General features: G+C 43.6%; 14 protein-coding genes and 2 pseudogenes. 8 read left to right on the forward strand and 8 right to left on the reverse strand.

Annotated elements, in window-relative coordinates:
- Positions 1-147 precede the first annotated feature (147 nt).
- From F6K64_RS10400 to F6K64_RS10415, 4 genes and pseudogenes are all read right to left on the reverse strand, one after another.
- Positions 148-594, reverse strand: a complete 447-nt coding sequence (locus F6K64_RS10400) for a DUF4168 domain-containing protein (protein WP_008183844.1) — start codon at positions 592-594, stop codon at positions 148-150.
- 288 nt (positions 595-882) lie between these two features.
- Positions 883-1395: a DUF4168 domain-containing protein gene (locus tag F6K64_RS10405; RefSeq protein ID WP_008183846.1), complete on the reverse strand. Its 513-nt coding sequence runs from the start codon at positions 1393-1395 to the stop codon at positions 883-885.
- A 336-nt stretch (positions 1396-1731) separates the two neighbouring features.
- On the reverse strand, positions 1732-2730 hold the full coding sequence (gene holA, locus F6K64_RS10410; protein WP_287265398.1) for a DNA polymerase III subunit delta: 999 nt from the start codon (positions 2728-2730) through the stop codon (positions 1732-1734).
- Positions 2717-4095 (reverse strand): annotated as a pseudogene (locus F6K64_RS10415) (RNA-guided endonuclease InsQ/TnpB family protein). The gene holA and the pseudogene F6K64_RS10415 overlap by 14 nt, the downstream one beginning before the upstream one ends.
- A gap of 160 nt (positions 4096-4255) precedes the next feature.
- On the opposite strand from F6K64_RS10415, the gene F6K64_RS10425 reads away from it, so the two are divergent.
- The 3 genes from F6K64_RS10425 to F6K64_RS10435 are packed head-to-tail and all read left to right on the forward strand — an operon-like array spanning position 4256 to position 7070.
- Positions 4256-5062 carry a DUF1868 domain-containing protein gene (locus F6K64_RS10425; protein ID WP_044493066.1) on the forward strand — a complete coding sequence of 269 codons (807 nt, stop codon included), beginning with the start codon at positions 4256-4258 and terminating at the stop codon, positions 5060-5062.
- Positions 5063-5116: 54 nt separating this feature from the next.
- Complete coding sequence (locus F6K64_RS10430; protein ID WP_008183858.1) at positions 5117-5731, forward strand: cobalt-precorrin-8X methylmutase; 615 nt, start codon at positions 5117-5119, stop codon at positions 5729-5731.
- A complete protein-coding gene (locus F6K64_RS10435) occupies positions 5724-7070 on the forward strand; it encodes a bifunctional cobalt-precorrin-7 (C(5))-methyltransferase/cobalt-precorrin-6B (C(15))-methyltransferase (RefSeq protein WP_008183861.1) in 1347 nt (448 codons plus the stop codon). Before F6K64_RS10430 ends, F6K64_RS10435 begins: the two co-directional genes overlap by 8 nt.
- Before the next feature lie 15 nt (positions 7071-7085).
- Here the strand turns inward: F6K64_RS10435 and F6K64_RS10440 are convergent.
- The 3 genes and pseudogenes from F6K64_RS10440 to metH form a co-directional block, all read right to left on the reverse strand.
- Positions 7086-7223 (reverse strand): annotated as a pseudogene (locus tag F6K64_RS10440) (antitoxin); the annotation flags it as partial.
- 344 nt (positions 7224-7567) lie between these two features.
- Positions 7568-8071: a hypothetical protein gene (locus F6K64_RS10445; RefSeq protein ID WP_008183865.1), complete on the reverse strand. Its 504-nt coding sequence runs from the start codon at positions 8069-8071 to the stop codon at positions 7568-7570.
- Between the two features lie 295 nt (positions 8072-8366).
- Entirely contained in the window at positions 8367-11957 is a 3591-nt protein-coding gene (metH, locus tag F6K64_RS10450) for a methionine synthase (RefSeq protein WP_008183867.1), read from the reverse strand.
- 562 nt (positions 11958-12519) lie between these two features.
- Here metH and F6K64_RS10455 point away from each other — a divergent pair.
- The 5 genes from F6K64_RS10455 to rlmN all read left to right on the forward strand — a co-directional run bounded on the left by F6K64_RS10455 (position 12520) and on the right by rlmN (position 17593).
- Positions 12520-12735: a hypothetical protein gene (locus F6K64_RS10455; protein WP_044493068.1), complete on the forward strand. Its 216-nt coding sequence runs from the start codon at positions 12520-12522 to the stop codon at positions 12733-12735.
- Between the two features lie 133 nt (positions 12736-12868).
- Positions 12869-13006, forward strand: coding sequence for a hypothetical protein (locus F6K64_RS10460; protein ID WP_154659773.1), 138 nt, complete (start codon positions 12869-12871; stop codon positions 13004-13006).
- Positions 13007-13075: 69 nt separating this feature from the next.
- Positions 13076-13816 carry a calcium-binding protein gene (locus tag F6K64_RS10465; RefSeq protein WP_008183872.1) on the forward strand — a complete coding sequence of 247 codons (741 nt, stop codon included), beginning with the start codon at positions 13076-13078 and terminating at the stop codon, positions 13814-13816.
- A 517-nt stretch (positions 13817-14333) separates the two neighbouring features.
- Positions 14334-15533, forward strand: a complete 1200-nt coding sequence (locus tag F6K64_RS10470) for an RNA-guided endonuclease InsQ/TnpB family protein (protein ID WP_008183874.1) — start codon at positions 14334-14336, stop codon at positions 15531-15533.
- Positions 15534-16537: 1004 nt separating this feature from the next.
- A complete protein-coding gene (gene rlmN / locus F6K64_RS10475; RefSeq protein WP_287265473.1) occupies positions 16538-17593 on the forward strand; it encodes a dual-specificity RNA methyltransferase RlmN in 1056 nt (351 codons plus the stop codon).
- A gap of 284 nt (positions 17594-17877) precedes the next feature.
- Here rlmN and F6K64_RS10480 read toward each other — a convergent pair whose 3' ends face one another.
- A complete protein-coding gene (locus tag F6K64_RS10480; RefSeq protein WP_071986879.1) occupies positions 17878-18060 on the reverse strand; it encodes a replication restart DNA helicase PriA in 183 nt (60 codons plus the stop codon).
- Between the last annotated feature and the right edge of the window lie 627 nt (positions 18061-18687).

The following is an 18687-nucleotide window of genomic DNA, read 5'->3' on the forward strand; positions in this document are numbered from 1 at the left end:
TAAGCTGACCGCTGACCGCTGACCGCTGACCGCTGACCACTGACTACTGACCGCTGACCACTGACTACTGACTACTGACCGCTGACCGCTGACCGCTGACCGCTGACCGCTGACCGCTTTTGCCCACCCTACAAGCTTGACATATTGTCAATTTTGTTGTAAGCGAACTAGTTCATTGTGGATGCGCCGTTGTAACTTCTGATCCGATTGGGCGCTAACGGTAATGGAATTAAATCGAGATATGGTCAAGTCATGACTTTCAGCAATGGTTTTCGAGCGCTTACAGTAGTTTACAGCCAGATCTTGGATATTTCGACGTAGACCTGCGATGGTTTTTACTTGGGTGCAGTTAATTTCAGGAACTATCTTGTCTTTGTCTTTGGTTAATTCCTGAATATCCTCATAGACACCTTGACGATTTTGATCGATCGCCAGAACAGCTTTGGCGTAATTCTTCAATTCCTGACTCTTTACTGCATCTGACGCTACTGTGGGGATAGCTGCGGTGGGGTCAGGGTCTGGACTGGAAGAACATCCAACCAAAACCACTATCATTCCGGCAAGCCATCCCAAGGGATAGATAAATTTGTTCATTAGCCGTTTTCTGGGAGATAAGCGACCTGCAGTGGCTAGCCGAAAGCTGGATTAGCCTATTTTTTACTATTACTAGTGGCTAGCTATTATGGTTGTTTTCAAGGTAACTATACCACTATAGGTCTAAACTTGATTGATAATTCCCAGGTGTGCAACTCGTCTTACTGCTTGCCCAAGAGGAACGTTGAGACCCTTACGCTTTTCCCAAAACGATTTAATTATGGTTGACGTTATGGTTTAACTTATGGGTCAAGGGAATAAGTGGCTGATGATTCGAGCTATCCCCAGCTAAAAGCTAGCGTCAAATTTGGCTTGTTGAATACGCACTAATTCACTTTGAATCTGTTCCCGTAAACTTTGATTATCTTGCATCTGAATAGTAATTTCGTTGAATCGTTTATTTCCTCCTTCGGGAAAATACTTAGAAACAATTCCCTCTGACTGTTGGCAGTAATCTTGAGCAATCTCTTGGGCGGTGGAGGGCAGCTTATTGATGCTGTCGGAGTCATCGCAGAAAATTTCTGGTTGCTCTCCTAGGATTGTGGTGATTTTTTCATAGGCAGATGCGCGAATAGGCTCTATTTGTAATAGAACTTCAGCATATTGAGTGACGTCATTAGGACTAATGTCAGAGGTGACATCTTGAGCATAGGCTGAAGTTCTAATCACAAGGGTATAAGAGTCTTCAGAAAGCTCAGGGATAAATCCAGAGAGCAAACTAATAGCAGTAAGTCCTCCCACAAGGAGAGATTGGGAGAAAAGTTGGGTCAACCTAAGTTTTAGAGAGTTAGCAGTGAGCATGATGATAGATTAGGAGCAAAACAAACAATAACCAAAACCACTAAGGGCTAGTTTAATGTGAATTAATTTATGGGTGGTAAGTTCCTCATAAGGCAAGATATTCTGGGGATTGGGAATGTAAGCTATCAGCTATCAGCTATCAGCTATCAGCTTTGGGCTTTTGGCCAGGCTACTGGAGATGCTTTTAAATAAAATAAGCTGACGGCACCTCAAGTAGCGTGAGCTTTTAGCTCACGGCTGACGGCTGAATGCTTACTTGGTAAATATGAAGCATGAGTATAAAAAGAATTTAACCTTCAATCCTTTTAGCTAGCCTGGGTGAAGCCACTGACGGTTCTAAACTCTTGAACTGTTACAGATTTCACAAAGTTGTATCACCTTAGTTTGTAATGTTGAAAGGGGGTCTGCTCCGGTTTTGAGGTAATGGTCTAACTCCAGCAACACCCCCAGAGTGGAGATCAGTTGCTTGGGGGAAAGGAACTCCACGTCTTGTTTGAGGAAGTAAACTCGTTTGGGGTTATTGATATTGGCAGTGTTAGCGATCGCATTTGGATCAGTTTCCCCCTCACTTACCAGCAACTTCACCCACAACCAGGTACGAAACTGGGTAATTAAGGTAGCGACAATCTTTAAAGGAGGTTCATTGTGGTTGATCAAGGCAGCTAACAACTCTAAGGCTTTTGCCCCATCCCCTTGCCGAATCGCCTCTGCCAGTTGCAAGGTATTTTGAGTATTAGCCACTACCAGGGTGGCAACGGTACTTTCTGATAAGGGTTGGCTATCATACAGCGCGTAGAGTCGTAATTTTTCCAGTTCGTTGAATAACTGTCGGGTGTCATTGCTAACGGATTCGGCTAAGAGAACAGCCGCACTATTGGTTAGTTTGATCCCAAATTCAACGGAGTACGACTTGACCCGATGCACTAGCTGCTGGGTTTTCCAGGGGGGAATCAGAGCAAACTCCTGAATCTCGGCGTACTGTTGCAGTAATTTCGTGGACTTGAGTCGTGGATCTGGTCGATGGGGGGTAGTTAGTAACAAAACGGAGTGTTTAGGAATGACTGGTATAGTACGCTCTAATTCTGCCAGTAAATTGTCCGAACATTGCTGGCAAACGGTTGTATCGACTAACCACACTAGACGTCCACCCATGCCAAACGGAGGAGTCATGACTTGATTCAAGGCTTGAATTACAGCATCTGGTTGGTCTGGGGAAATTTTGTCATAGTTAAAACTAGCCCAGTTGGGGTCAACTAAGGATCGACGCAGTTTGTCCACGGCTTGAGCCATGGCAAAGTCATCCTTTCCCCAATAGAGTTGACTACTCCCCCGCATAAATGACGGGGGATTCTAATAAGGATGTTTCGTGACGGGATGAATCCACGTCACTCCACGCTGTTTTCTTATTAACTGACCACAGGACAACCCTGTGGGGACGAGTCAAAACGCCCCTACCCAGTCGGTCTAGGCTAATACCTAGCGTTCTGCTTACTTTACGTATTATATTGGCAGCACCATTACAATCCGCATTGACATACCAATTCATTGTGGTTCGGTATAAACCACGCTTAGTTCTTCTCCCTGACGGTTTCCAATCATCGGGTTTTTCACCATATTTTGGCAGATAGTCACCATCTAAGAACGATGCTTTACTGGTATAACTTTCCTCTGTTTCTATGAACTCGATTCCATACTGTTGACAAAGCTGAGCAATTCTTTCTTTGAGTCTAGCTGTAGGAATTGGCACAAACTCCGAGTTAGTCTTTTTGCCTAGCCTTATCTCATGTTTGCCTCCTTTATTCCAACCAAAAATTACTCGACCAATTTGATTTTCCAAGCAATGATTGACAACCAGTCTTGCGGCTTTGTTAATTCCATCACGCATCTGACGGTTACGTTTTTCAGTTATCGCCGCTAGGTGGTTAGACCAAAATCCTTGTGGTTTGTCTTGTTTGATTGTTGATATCTGTTTGTTATACCAACGATTCATCGATTTGATGTGCTTACCATCAATAATAAAGCTAGTTCCTACATTAGAAACACAGGTTAGCCAATTATCCAATCCTGGGTCAATACCAAGTACATTATTTATTTCTACACTTGGTGTTTCTATTCCTTTGTTATAAACCAACTCAACATAGAAACATCTATTCCTTGGCAGTATTCTTAATTCTCTGATGTCATCAAATTTAATATTGCTAGGAAGAGGTAATCTAAAACTATCAATGCCAAACCAGCACTTTACTTGTCTGCCCAATGGTATTCTTATGTTTCCATCTATTAATCTTAAGGCTTGCTTGGGATAACTGACCAATGCCAAACCTCCCTTTTTTCTATACTTGGGCAGTCTTGGTCTAGTCTCAATCTTCCCTTCTCGGTATGCTTTAATCAATTCTTTGTAGGATTTAAAGGACTCGTACACTGAACGAAGTATTTGTTGTGCTGCTTGGGAGTGAAGTGCCTTATAGTGACGATTGGTTAGGTGCGCTTTCCGTTGGCGAATTAAATTCGCCACGGGTCGCACCTCTTGTATTCTTTTTCTAGCTCAAACTTGTCGATGTAGCGATTAGCTTTAAAGTAGAGTTGACGGGCAAAGTAGATGCCCATGTTTGTCAATCTCTGAGATTGTGTGCATAAAAAGTTGAGAATTGCCAATAACTCAAGATCTGGACTCAATAAAACTTGCTGACAGCCGTACACTTGGATCACCTCCTCGCTAATTACTCATTATACTATAAACAGGACACATAAATGTGTCGGCTGTGAGGGCTCGCTCGGTTTCATCCCCTGCTTAAAAGACAGGGGCTTTCACCATCGCTTTTTGGTAAATTCCCATATCAGAACACGTAAGGGGGCAAAATTGGACGATACATATCAAAGTTATCTAAATCGGGTCACACGGCTGACCCTAACCGCAACCTATCAATCGCAGTTACTCAATATCCAAGAGTCACCCAAGTTTAAACGTCTCCCTAATGGCAGCAGAGAGCCTGCCCCTTTTCCTGGTTACACTGTAATCACACCACCTTGGGAGGAAGAGACGAATAATTCAACATTCTATAATAACATGCAGCAGCTCCAAAAAGAGCTGATCCAGCAACTAGACCCGGGTTTAATGGTACCCATACCCCCGGATAGTTTTCATTTAACCCTGGCTGACTTGATTTGGGAAAATGCTTACCGAGATGCCACGGCTGAAAATCCACAGTTTGAAACTCAACTGCTTCAGTCGATACAGGCAAGTTTCGACAAGTATGTCGGTATCAGCCAGGAAACGTCTTTAGCAAATGGTGGTAATCCCATTAGCTGGCAGCTGTTGGGCTTAATGGTCATGCCCAGAGCGATTGGTGTATGTCTAGCGCCCAAGGATGAACAGGCATACAATCGGATTGCGCAACTGCGTCGGTGTATTTATCAAAATTCTGATTTAATGGCTCTAGGTATTGAACAGCAATACCATTTTACGGCTCACATCACTCTAGGATATTTCGGAGATATCCCCCAGGAATTGGATAGCGATCGCATTAGCAATATCCTATTCGAGTTAAGTGGCCAAGCCCTAGAAGTAGAAGGGAGTGTACTATCGATTAGGCAGGCTCAATTAAGGAAGTTTGACAATATGATGCGCTTCTTGCGGGAACCGGAATGGCCAGTTTTGGAGTTTTGAGTGGGTAGCGTGCTGAGTGTTTAAGTTGGAGCAGAGTATGGGTTGGGGATTGAGATGAAAGCATTGTCGATGCATCCGATTATGGAGCAAAGTTTTGCCATTATTGACCAACAGATTGGGGAGCATCAGTTTAATCGAGCTGAGTATGCTATTGTGCGCAGGGTAATCCATAGTACGGCTGATTTTGAATTTGCCCAACTGCTTCGGTTTAGTGAAAATGCGATCGCATCTGGTATTTCTGCACTGCGGCAGGGAGCACCAATTGTTACAGATGTCGGAATGGTCAAACAGGGGATAGCCAGTATGGTGGCAAAAACCTTTGGTAATCCCCTGATCGTCGCAGTAGACCAGGCACCAGTAGCTCTGCCAGGAAAGACGCGCACGGAAACAGGTTTACTCCGATGTTTTGAGCAGTTTCCAGGGGCTATTTTTGTGATTGGTAATGCCCCTACGGCATTGTTGGCTTTATGTGAGCAGTTGCCCCACTCTCAGGTCAAACCAGCTTTGGTGATTGGCGCAACGGTTGGGTTTGTTTCAGTGCTCGAGTCGAAAGCTGCTTTGGCAAAGATATCTATCCCTCAGATTCGGGTTGAAGGAGCTAAAGGAGGGTCTCCAGTGGCTGCAGCTATTTTGAATGGATTAATGGTATTGGCTTGGGATAGTGAGTAATAAAACATCCCAAAGGTCACCCATCCATGTAGTGGGCATTGGTTTAGATGGAGCAGCTAGCTTAACTGATCAAGTCAAGGAGCTGGTGGAACGAGCGACGCTATTGGTAGGAAGTCAGCGCCATTTAGGTTATTTTCCCAACCACCAAGGGTCACAACTGGTATTGGGGAATTTTGCTGACGCTATTGAATTAATTCGTAAGCAGCTCGATAGTGCTGATCACGATACCCTAATCGTAGTGTTGGTGAGTGGTGATCCATTGTTTTTTGGCTTAGGACGATTGCTCCTAAGCCAACTTCCCCCCTCAAGGCTGAGGTTTCATCCCCATGTCAGTGCGATTCAGTTAGCCTTCAGTCGGATTAAGGTTGCTTGGCAAGATGCTAAGGTAATCAGTGCTCATGGCCGTTCTCTCGAACAACTAATCCCAGCCTTGAAGCAGGGAGTTGACAAGATTGCAGTGCTGACGGATGGCAGCAATACACCTGAAGCGATCGCTAAATTATTGCTAGCGCTAGATTTACCCAGTGGCTACCAGTTCTGGGTATGTGAAAATTTGGGAGGTATGGATGAACGGGTGCAATGTCTTGGTGTAGAAGCAGTATTGAACCAGACCTTTGCTCCCCTGAATGTGGTGGTATTACTACGTCACCCTGATTCCCTTGACCAATCCCTGGATCCAGACTCGTTACCGATACTGGGATTACCAGATCAGACATTTACTAGTTTTAGCGATCGCCCTGGTTTAATGACCAAGCGAGAAATCAGGCTGCTGTTACTAGGAGAGTTAGCACTCAAACCAGGGCAAACAGTTTGGGATATTGGTGCAGGAACAGGTTCGGTTTCCATTGAAATTGCTCGTTTATCGAAGACATCTCAGGTGTATGCTATTGAAAAAACAGCCATGGGTAGTGCTTTGATTGAGCAAAATTGTCAACGTTTAGGTGTTAATAATGTTACATCAATTCATGGATCAGCACCGGATGTTTTGAAGGATTTACCAACACCAAATCGTATTTTTATTGGCGGTAGTGGTGGAAATTTGCAATCAATTTTGGATTACTGTGATACTCGCTTAGAGCTCGATGGTATTATAGTGTTAGCGTTAGCAACAGTTGAGCATACTAATACAGCTTATAGTTGGTTTGAGTCTAAACGTTTACCTCCTTCCGAGCGCGGGATTAGAGCAAATTCCTTCCCCCCCTTATTAAGGGGGGTTAGGGGGGATCACTGGAATTATCAATGGTTACAGGTGCAGTTATCAAAGTCGGTACCTGTGGGAAAACTAACTCGGTTTAATCCTCTCAATCCGATAACTATTTTGACAGCTTGGAAGTGCTGAGTTTGAGAGTTAATAAATTCCTTTTTCTTGCGCCTTTGCTTCAAAATATTCTATTACATCAATCCTCAAAGGCAAAGTTACTGGTTGCTTTAATTTCTTGGCATAAGGATTGGGGCGGCTTTTCATGTTGGCAAGGTCATATTCTGGTTTCATGGTTTTATCATTGATAGTATTGACTTTGATTTTTAGTTGTTTTTATGAAATAATTATGATTACATATTTTAGTTATCGGTAACAAGGCATAATCAGTAATATTCGCATTTTCGAACTTATGGCTAGCAGTAAAAATCGGTCTTCTATCTCAGAATGATCTTCTTCCCAAAACTGGATCCCAGCTAGTAGCAATAGGCAATCAACCCACACAAAAGATTAAAGGGTTGGCACTTTCGGGTGGATCTCATTTTTATTCTTTGACCTAACAGTGGTGCGTTACGGGGCTGAGTGTCTCAACTCTAGCTACCGAAAAAATGAGGGCTCCCCTAACACACCCTACGGAACTACTTATCCAAAACTGATGTCCAGACCTGTAGATTCCCTAACCAAGAATTGAGCTGCCCACGATTACAACCCGCAGCTTTCCCTTCAGCCTCTAAACTAATGGAATGATTTCCTGAGGAAACAGGGCCAAGATCAATTTTACCTGAGGTCAACGGAAGCCTACTGAACTGGCCAGATGCGCCCCTCCACCCAAGGGTATCTGTAGAAGTAACACGCTCACCGTCAAGGTAGAAATGGATTTTTATTGGACTGCAATGAGTAGGGGGGACGACATACTGGACTTTTAAGACACCGCGCGTTGTTACATCTATTGCGAAGCGGTTACTGCATACTTGGCCACTGCCAGTACAACTTACTTTTTCTGGACCAAAATTTTGAGACTTGGTAATCTCCTTAGGAAATAAATTATGCCAATTCGTGATCACAGCTGCCCCCAGTAGACCAACCAGGCCAATTACAGCGACAATTATCTGTATCCTATGACTTTTATCTTGACCACTCATCCCACTTTACCAAAGGTTATGATCATCGACGTTCGATGACTTTTCGTTTTTTAGTTTTACCTAATTTATAATTATATATTATAAAGAGTAAATATTAAATGGGTGGGTGGAAATTTTTTCGAGTCTGTTACCAGTTTATGTAGTAGGGTGGGCAATGCTTTATACAAATTCACCAAGCTGGGCTTTGCACCTTGATAAACACTGCCCACCCTAAAATTAATAACTATCCTGCAAGATTCCAGTATTAATCAACTGAAATCTGGCTGGCTTAATCCACTGTCAAAAACCTGACCGATCAAGCAGTAAAATATCTAGCGATGGGGTGATAAGCTACAATTGCCGTGGTAGATTGCTCTGGATACAACTGCTCACTCTCATCCATGTATAACTTGATGCGATCGCATTCCAACAAATCCAACTGCTTGTACTGATCCTGGAGATTTGGACAAGCGGGATAGCCAAAACTATACCGTGAACCCTGATAGCGCTGAGCCAACACATCCCGAATACTATCGGGTTCTTGATCTGCGAACCCTAACTCCCGACGAATCCGAGCATGACTCCACTCCGCCAAGGCTTCAGCCATTTGTACCGCCAATCCGTGGTAATACAAATAATCGGTATATTGATCACCATCAAATAATTCCTTAGCGTACTCTGTGGCAATATCACCCACAGTTACCGCCTGCATGGGGAACACATCGAATTGACCTGCTCCTGCCAACTCCTTCGGTAAAAAGAAATCCGCTATACACAAACGCTTACCAGACCGTTGCCGAGGAAACTCAAACCGTGCCACCTCTTGCAATTCCTGCGAGTCTTTAGCACCTTCGGGATTCATCCCTTTAGCATCATAAATTATCAAGGAATTCCCCTCAGCTAAACAAGGAAAATATCCATACACCACCTGGGGATGTAACAAGTTCTCAGCAAGAGTTTTTTCCTTCCATTTGTCCAGAATTGGGTCAACCTTTTCCTTCAAAAACTGATTATACTCTTCCCTCGACTGGTCCTTTGGCTTCCTAAACTGCCATTGTCCAGCAATCAACGCCTGCAAATCCAGATACCATAAGACTTCCTCGAAGGAAATATCCTCTGGCTGAAGTATCTTGGTTCCCCAGAATGGCGGTGTTGGACGCTCAATATCCAAGGTTACCCCTTCCGAACGATTAGTATCTACAGGAGTTGAAAGGGGAGTTGCTGGTTGAGAGTTGTCTTTTGAACCATTCTCCTGCAACTTGTCAACTTTTAACTCGGAAGAAGCTTCAACCGCTACACCATTCTCTAGCTCATCGATAAAGCCTTTACTATCATCCCAGTTACCAGCTGCTTTTGCTGGCATTAACTTATCCATGAAATGGAGGTCAGAGAAGGCATCTTTACCATAAACCACCTGACCATTGTAGGTATTCTGGCAGTCCTTATGGACAAACTTTGGTGTTAGGGCAGCACCCCCTAGAATAACTGGTACCGTAATTCCCCGCTCATTAAAGGTTTCCAAATTATCCTTCATAAACGCAGTAGACTTCACCAGTAGCCCACTCATGGCAATACAGTCCGCATTGTGCTTTTCATAAGCATCAATAATATTGTCCACTGGCTGTTTAATCCCCAAGTTAATCACTTCGTAGCCATTGTTGGACAAGATGATATCCACTAAATTTTTGCCAATATCGTGAACATCTCCTTTCACCGTAGCAATTACAAAGGTACCTTTAGCATTTTTCCCGGCTTCGGATTTTTCCATATATGGCTCTAAATAGGCCACTGCTGCCTTCATGGTCTGAGCGGATTGTAATACAAACGGCAGCTGCATTTGCCCGGAACCAAATAGTTCCCCTACTACTTTCATACCGTCCAGCAAAAAGGTATTGATAATCTCCAGGGGAGGATATTTTTCTCGGGCTTTCTCCAGTTGTTCTTCTAAACCAATCCGTTCCCCATCAATAATATGACGCTTGAGCCGCTCTTCTACCGATAGGTTTTCATCCTGAGAGCGATCGCGTTTTGTAGTTTTCCCTTCAAACAGGGTAGTCAACTTGGTCAAGGGGTCATAGGTACACACATCCCCATCAAACTCCCGCTGATCATAAATCAGTTTTCGACAAACCTCTTGATGCTCTGGCTCAATCTTGGCTAAGGGTAAAATCTTACTAGCACTAACAATGGCTGCATCCATCCCCACTTGCATTGCTTCGTGCAAGAACATGGAATTAAGCACAATTCTTGCTGCTGGGTTTAGTCCGAAGGAAATATTAGAAACCCCCAGCATAACATGACACCCAGGCAATTCTTCCCGAATCCGACGAATGGATTCGATTGTCGCTTTGCCGTTTTCCCGGTCTTCCTCAATGCCTGTGGAAATTGGTAGCGCTAGTGTATCAAAGAACAATTCATGAGCTGGGATACCATATGCGATCGCATCGTTATAAGCACGTTTAGCAATTTCAAACTTTTTATCTGCTGTCCGGGCCATACCATCTTCATCGATAGTACCAATTACCACTCCCGCGCCATAAATTTTAGCTAACTCCAGTACCTTATAGAACCTAGGTTCCCCATCTTCGTAGTTAGTGGAGTTCAGGATACACTTACCCCCAACCACCTTTAAGCCAGCCTCCATCTTTTCCCATTCCGTGGAGTCCAGCATCAGGGGTAAGGTGGAATTTGTGACTAAACGGGAGGCCAATTCGTTCATATCCCGAACTCCATCCCGTCCCACATAGTCCACGTTAACATCTAGGACGTTAGCCCCTTCCCGGATTTGGGATTTAGCCAAAGATACCAATCCATCCCAATCTTCTGCATTCAGCATGGTGCGGCACTTTTTAGAACCACTAGCATTGAGCCGTTCACCAACAATTAGGAAAGAATTATCTTGCTCATAAGGCTGGGAGCTGTAAATCGATGCTGCTGACGGTTCATGCTTAGGATTTCGCTCCTTCGGGGTCAGGGTTTGGGCAAATTCTGCTAACTGTTCAATATGAGCTGGCCTAGTACCGCAACAGCCACCAATAACTTGTACTCCCAAATCCTCTACAAAATGCATCAGTGCCATCCGCAGTTCCATGGGAGTAAGCCTGTAGTGAGCGTGCCCTCCGACATTTTCCGGTAATCCAGCATTAGGGATACAAGAAACCACAAATGGGGAACACTCAGATAAGTATTTGATATGTTCCTTCATTTGCTCTGGCCCAGTGGCACAGTTAAGACCAAGGATATCAATCGGGTAAGGCTCTAGAATCGTTAGCGCCGCATTAATTTCTGACCCCACCAGCATAGTACCCATCACTTCCATAGTGATCGATACCATCAGTGGCAGTCTTGCCCCTTTTTTTTCAAATACCTCTTCTATGGCATTCAGGGCTGCCTTAATTTGGAGCACATCCTGACAAGTTTCAACGATCAGCAAATCAGAACCGCCATCATACAACCCTAAGGCTTGTTCCACATAGGCGTTCTTCAAGGTATCAAAATCAATATGTCCCAGGGTAGGGAGTTTAGTACCAGGACCCATCGACCCTGCCACAAACCTAGGTTTTTCTGGAGTGGAGTATTCCGCTGCCATCCGTTTCGCTAGTTCCGCAGCTGCTTTATTTAGGTAATAGGCTTGGTCAGCTAGATCATATTCTGCCAGTACAATCGAGGTACCCCCAAAGGTATCCGTTTCAATCACATCTGCTCCCACCTCCAGGAAGCCCCGATGCACCTTTTCCACTGCTTCTGGTTTAGTATGGACAAGGTACTCATTACATCCCTCGTACTCAGGTCCACCAAAGTCTTCAGCGGTGAGGTTTTGGGTTTGGAGAGACGTTCCAGTTGCCCCATCAAATACGATAACCGGGCGCTTTGGGCTATGGAGGTGATTGAGAAAAGGGCTATTCATAGATTCAGTTATTTGTTGACTTCAGTGGTGTGTTGACCGTTGACAGTTTACGGAATTTTATTCATTTATGTCGGCTCTTATAATTAGTTTATCAAAAATCACCCAAATTATTTTATTTAATTTTTGCTATAATTTAAATTTTAGGTCAAATTAGTTTTTTTTCAACAGTTTATGTTTATAATTTCAAGGGTTTAATTAACTTCAGTTAAAGGGTGAAACAAACAGTAATTTACAAATTACATTATCAAATAATTAGTATAAATTCAATAGTGTGCAACGTTAATAAACTAGTTTCGTAAACCCATTAAACCAGATTTATAGCGTTGATAATACTTATAGTTAACAGATGCAGCGCTAACGACTCAGTTTACGTCGGCACGGATCTCTTGGAAAAGCCCAAGGGATAGTCGGTCCCTAAAGTGCAGCACAAGTTAGGCAGCGCAGGGATTAAAAACTTGGCTATACTTTGGCTAGCCGATTGTACCAAATTCCAGAAACTGCTGAAAGACAATCTCCTCTAAAAAATGCTATAATATAGAGTAATTATGTGATGGAAAAGACCATGCAAGTTAAAGACTTGACTATTGATGAGTGTAAGCTCCTCATCCAAGAAACAGTCACTGAAACTCTAGAAGCACTGTTGAGCGATCCTGATAAAAATAAACAACTAAGACCTGAGGTTGTGCAGGAGTTGATTGATTCGCTTCACCGCACTCAACTTGGAGAGCCTGGTATTCCTGCAGAAGAAGTAGCTGAGAAACTTGGCTTGAATTGGTAATGAGCTACCGCGTAGAGTTTACAGCAAAGGCAATGGTCGGGTTGGAGTCAGTTACTTAAAAGAACGAACTAGTTTTTTTTATCCTAAAGCTGCTTTTGCCCAGTGGGTTGCTATAGCAATCCATGTCGGAATTGTGAGAATTTTTGATTCCCTATTCCCTATTCCCTATTCCCTATTCCCTATTCCCTACTCCCTACTCCCTACTCCCTATTCCCTGATTAACCCATTCAACCTAGACTCTGAATTTCAGCCAATGTGGCAATACAACTAGAAATAAATCGTCTGTAATAACTATAGAAGGCTTGATTCCCAATGGGGAAAAACACAAGGAGAAATTAACATGGCAGTTATCAACGGTGATAAGGGGAATAATACTCTCGTTGGTACTCGGTTTGACGATGAGATCAATGGTTTTGATGGCAGAGACGTACTCATCGGCAACAGAGGTGATGATACCCTAAATGGAGGGGATGATTCGGACTTACTATTTGGTGGAAGAGGTCACGATTCCCTCAACGGTGGCGGACATGATGACTTCCTGTTCGGAAACCAGGGCGATGATATTCTTGATGGCGATACTGGCAATGACAGGCTGTTTGGGGGGAGTGGCAACGATAACTTAATGGGTAGCTTTGGCAAAGATACCCTCAACGGTGGCAGTGGTGATGATACCTTAGTTGGTGTGGATATCTTTGACGAACAACCTGGTCAGTTGGAGAGGGATACCCTCACTGGTGGTTCAGGCAAAGATACCTTCGTTCTCGGAGATACTCAGACAGTTTATTATGATGATAGTCAAGTTCGATTCATCATTCAGCCCCCTCCTACAGAACCCCCACCAAGCTACGCTTTGATTACTGACTTTGAACCTGGTAAAGATGTTATTCAGCTGAAAGGAGCCATAGAGTATACATTAGAAGATGTTGAGCTTCTTAATGGCGTTTCCGGTCTAGGAATCTTCTTCGATGCTGACGGTTTTGATGGTAACGGTTCTGAGCAACTGATTGGTATTATCCAAAGCGAAGAATCCTTAGATGGCCTGCAAATTAATATTGGTCGGGCAATCACGACTATTTCTTGATTTCCCAGAAGAGAGTGTCGGAAGTGTCGCAAGTGTGGGTAAATTTTGAGTGGTAATTGGGTATCGAACGATGGGATCGCCTCAAGCAGAAAATGCGATCGCGTAACGTGGCCTTAGGTCAATCCCGTAACCTAACCTAAGCCAATCGCATTCATCCCATCCTTAGATACCCTCAACTTTTCCCTGTTCCCTTCTTTATATCTTAACTAAAAATGCTATCGCTGTTTCAGCTTCCGGCAAAAGGAGCCCCACATCTCAATACGTAGTATGAGTGTGGGAGGAATTTTGCGCAGAGTCTTTCGGCACAGGTAGGCGAGCTATGAAGCTTCTCAGTAACTCGGAGCAGGTCATCCCCCTACGATTGACCGTAGGTCACGCTACGCGAACAGCCTCTTCCTGTAATTGTCTTTTCTCAAAATTGGTCACTCTGACCACAAGCTTTTGATCTTTCATTATGGGTTGACGTTTGTTGCTACAAATGCTATCTTAATAGTAGGTCGAGAAACAGGAAAAGTCAATGAGAACGGCGTACCAGTACAGGCTAAGGTTAACCAAGCAACAGAAAGCTGATATAGAAAGGTGGTTGGACATGTTGCGCTGCCAATACAACTATTTACTTGCTGACAGGTTTAACTGGTACGAACAAAATCGCTGCTCTATTAACTCATGTCCTCTTATCTGTCATTTACCTGAACTCAGAAATAATCCTGATTACTTTTCCCAGAAGCGAACATTACCTCAACTGAAAAAAGATCGACATTGGTATAAGGAAATCCACTCTAACGTTTTGCAGGACTGCGTAAAAAGGGTAGACCTTGCCTTTAAGAGATACCTTAAGGGTGATTGCAATGGGAAACGAAGTGGGAAACCTAGATTCAAAAACAAAGCCAGATATAGGTCTTTAACCTTTTCTGCTTTTTCTAAAGAGCCCATAAAAGAAAACAAACTGAATCTTCCTAAGTTTGGTTGGGTCAAAATGATCTATCATCGCCCCATTCCTGATGGGTTCAAGATTAAGACAGCCACCCTGACCCGTAAAGCTGACGGATACTATGTGACTTTGTCGCTGCAAGATGATACCGTTCCCAGTGTAATTCCAATAGAGGAAGTGTCTAATCCTGTTGGTATAGATATGGGTCTCAAATCCTTCTTGGTGAAGTCTGATGGTTCAGAAATTCCTATACCTCAGTATTACCGAAAAGCTCAAAAGCGATTAAAGAAGATCCAAAAGGCTGTTAGCCGTTCAAAGAAGGGCAGTAATAATAGAAAGAAAGCTGTAACTAAACTAGGAAAGGCTCACAAAAAGGTAGCTGACACCCGAAAAGATTTTCATTTTAAAACTGCAAAAGAGTTATTAAACAGTCATGACTTAATTGCTCATGAAAAGTTAAATATAAAAGGCTTGGCTAAAACTAAGCTAGCTAAATCAGTTTTAGATGCTGGGTGGGGGCAATTTCTGTCAATTTTGTCAACCAAAGCCGTTCGCGTAGCGTGGCCTACGGCCATAAATGCTGGGTTGATATCAAAAGCAGTAAATCCCCGAAACACCAGTCAAAACTGTTCTAATTGTGGCCAGAAAGTTCCAAAAAAACTAGAAGACCGAATCCATTCCTGTCCTCATTGTGGATATACAGCGGACAGGGATGTAAATGCGGCCATCAATATATTGAATTTGGCGGTGGGGCATCCCGCTAGTAGTAGTGCGGCTCGTTCCTAATAGGAGCCTTTCGTAATAGAAAGGGGTATGATTAGGGGGATTCGTGAGGTCTAACCTCAAAAATCCTAACTATCCTCAGGATGTGGGTGAAAGTCCCACCCTTGTCGCGACCCTAGGCCGGGTTCCCCGGCCTAGAGTCGCGCCTCTGGAATTGGTCTTACTCAGCGTCCACAGGCAGACATCCGCCTTCCGCAGACGTATAACTTTCACGACAGACTTACCTTGGAATTACAGCACTATGACTAACCAGCTGGGGCAAGTCTCTTCCCTGAGCTCCGCTAGTACTTTTATACCTTTTGGCCTAAAACTGATAGGATATTAGACTGTTTGCAAGGTAGCCTTTTAGTCGGTCAGGCGGGTCAGCGACCAACTTTATTATAACACGAATCATCACAAGTTGTCGTCTCGCTATCCATCCCCAACCTGAACGTTCGCGTAGCGTGGCCAAAGGCCAGGTTGGGGAATTCCGCGAATCTTGTTAAAATTTTACTAGTGCATCACTACCATCGGATTCCACCTGAAAACTTAGTTGCACTTTGTACCGGGTCTCACTTAGCCTATCATCAGGGGGTTTTTCCAGGGCCAACCCATCTAATTTTTTTGGACAAATGACCAAAATTATGTACTGAGAATTTAACAGGAGGATCGCTGTCTAAATAAGTAGCGATCGCCAACTCGCTTATTAGTCATAATAATTCTACAAACTTAATAATAATTAATAAGTTGAGAAGCTCAAACAAACATTTAATTATGTCAAAATGAGGGTAAGTACGTCAGTTGTGAGTGCTGAAGGGTCAGTAAGACCAAAAATTTTGATGACTTTTTTTATTTGATTAGTTTTGTTATTATTATTTGCCCGTGGGAGTCTAACGTAACGAGAATTCCTGTTAGAATTATTTGCTCTGATTATATCCTTATATCCTATTTCCCCTAAAGCCCTTATGTGCCCAGATGTTTCTATCCCTCAACCAGACCTCAGTAGCAATGGTTCAAACTCCCAAACCATGACTAATGTCAGTGGGTCGGTCTCACCACTGGTAAACTCAATTCCGCCATTGTTAGGAGCTTCTTTAACAGAGTTAACCAGCTGGATACAAGAACAGGGACAACCGGCTTATCGAGGGCGTCAGTTACATGGATGGATTTATGAAAAAGGAGTGCGATCGCTTTCTGAAATTTCCGTCTTTCCTAAACAGTGGCGTAACACCGTAGCCGATGTCCCCATTGGTCGCTCAAGGTTACACTACCGCTTAGAAGCAAAGGATGGTACGGTAAAATACCTGCTCCAGTTATCAGATGGTCAAATTATTGAAACTGTGGGTATTCCCACACCAAAGCGTCTGACCGTTTGTGTGTCTTCTCAGGTCGGTTGTCCCATGGCTTGTGACTTCTGTGCTACTGGTAAAGGCGGATTCACTCGCAATCTGGCTCGCCATGAAATTGTCGATCAGGTTTTAACAGTGAGGGAAGATTTTCAGGAACGAGTCAGCAATGTCGTGTTTATGGGTATGGGAGAACCCTTGCTGAATACCGAAGCTGTGGTCGGTGCAGTGAAGTCTCTTAATCAGGACCTGGGGATTGGAGCGCGATCGCTTACTATTTCAACAGTTGGTATTCCCGGTCGTATCCGCCAACTCGCTCAGCATCAACTACAAGTTACCCTTGCCGTCAGTCTACACGCCTCAAATCAGCAGCTACGGGAGCAACTGATTCCTAGTGCCAAGCACTATCCTCTCAAAGCACTATTAGATGAATGTCGAGACTATGTAAACTTAACCAGTCGCCGAGTGACGTTTGAATACATCCTTTTGGGTGGACTGAATGACTGTCGAGAACATGCTGTTGAGTTGGCTAAGAACCTGAGGGGGTTTCAGAGTCATGTCAATTTGATTCCCTACAATCCCATTAGTGAAGTAGATTACCAGCGTCCTAATTACCGCAGGATTCAAGGCTTTGTTGAAGCTCTTAAGCAGCAACACATTGCTGTCAGTGTACGCCATTCCCGTGGTCTTGACAAAGACGCCGCTTGTGGACAACTTAGAGCATCTAGAAGTAGTTAGAAGTAATGTTTTAAGGTCATGTTTTAAGGTCATGTTTTAAACGTTGGTTAGATAGGATGGAGGCGAACAAAATATAAGCGATGCAGCGCGGTCTTGGGGAGCCAGTGCGGTCTTGGGGAGCCAGTGCGGTCTTGGGGGTTTCCCCCATGAGCAACTGGCGTGGTTTCCCCCATGAGCAACTGGCGTGGTTTCCCCCATGAGCGACTGCATCAAGAAGGGACGTTTTACTAACCCTTCTGTTAAAAACCTACCCTTATGAGTTCGCCCCCTCACCCCCTCATTACTTAAGCACTAGGAGCATAGATGCCAGGGGCATAAGCCTCAACCACCCTGCCAGTGCGAGAGCAGCTAATCATTAAATAATCACAGACGGGGCATTGAGTCTGGGTTAGGTGAGTGTTTTGATAATAAATCCTTTGAGCGCTACTGCCACAATTAGGACAGTAAACTTTCTGTGTTATCTGCATGTTAAACCTTGTTTGATTCAGTCAGTTATTAAAAAATGACTGCCTCTAACAAGCACCGACCCTGGTTCAACCATCTACTAGTACCGCTTTGCGAAATTCAAAATGAATTCTTCAGGTGCGACCCAAGGGCGATTTACTCGCCCTAGGAGGCGCGCACCTTAAAATTAACAAAGCTGATGATGTCAGCTTTTAGTTTGTTTTGAATGGTAGCTTTATTTGTGCCGTCTTGTACTAGTTAGGTTTGACCACTCAACTGATTAATCTGGAGGCAGTAATCGTTAATCTTTCCTTAACTATTGTAGTTAAGTCTTATTTTTTTGGTAATTAATTTAACAATACTTATTAATAGTGTTTACATGTTTTAATATTTCGGCCAAATTGGCACTCCAAGACTAGGTGATTTTTATTAAAAATAAGCTTCTCTCCTAATTGATCCCTAATTGATCCCTCAGGATTTTATGTGATTTTTTATACAAATGATTGAGAATATCTACCGTAGATAAAACGAGTTTGATGACCAAAGATGTGAGATATGATACCGTACTCGGTTGATTACTGATCATATCCGAGTACGGGTAATTGGATCGGGTAATTGGTCATTGGTAGTTGACGATTATCGATCCATCT

The sequence above is a fragment of the Moorena sp. SIO3A2 genome, assembly GCF_010672265.1.
Lineage (GTDB): Bacteria > Cyanobacteriota > Cyanobacteriia > Cyanobacteriales > Coleofasciculaceae > Moorena > Moorena producens.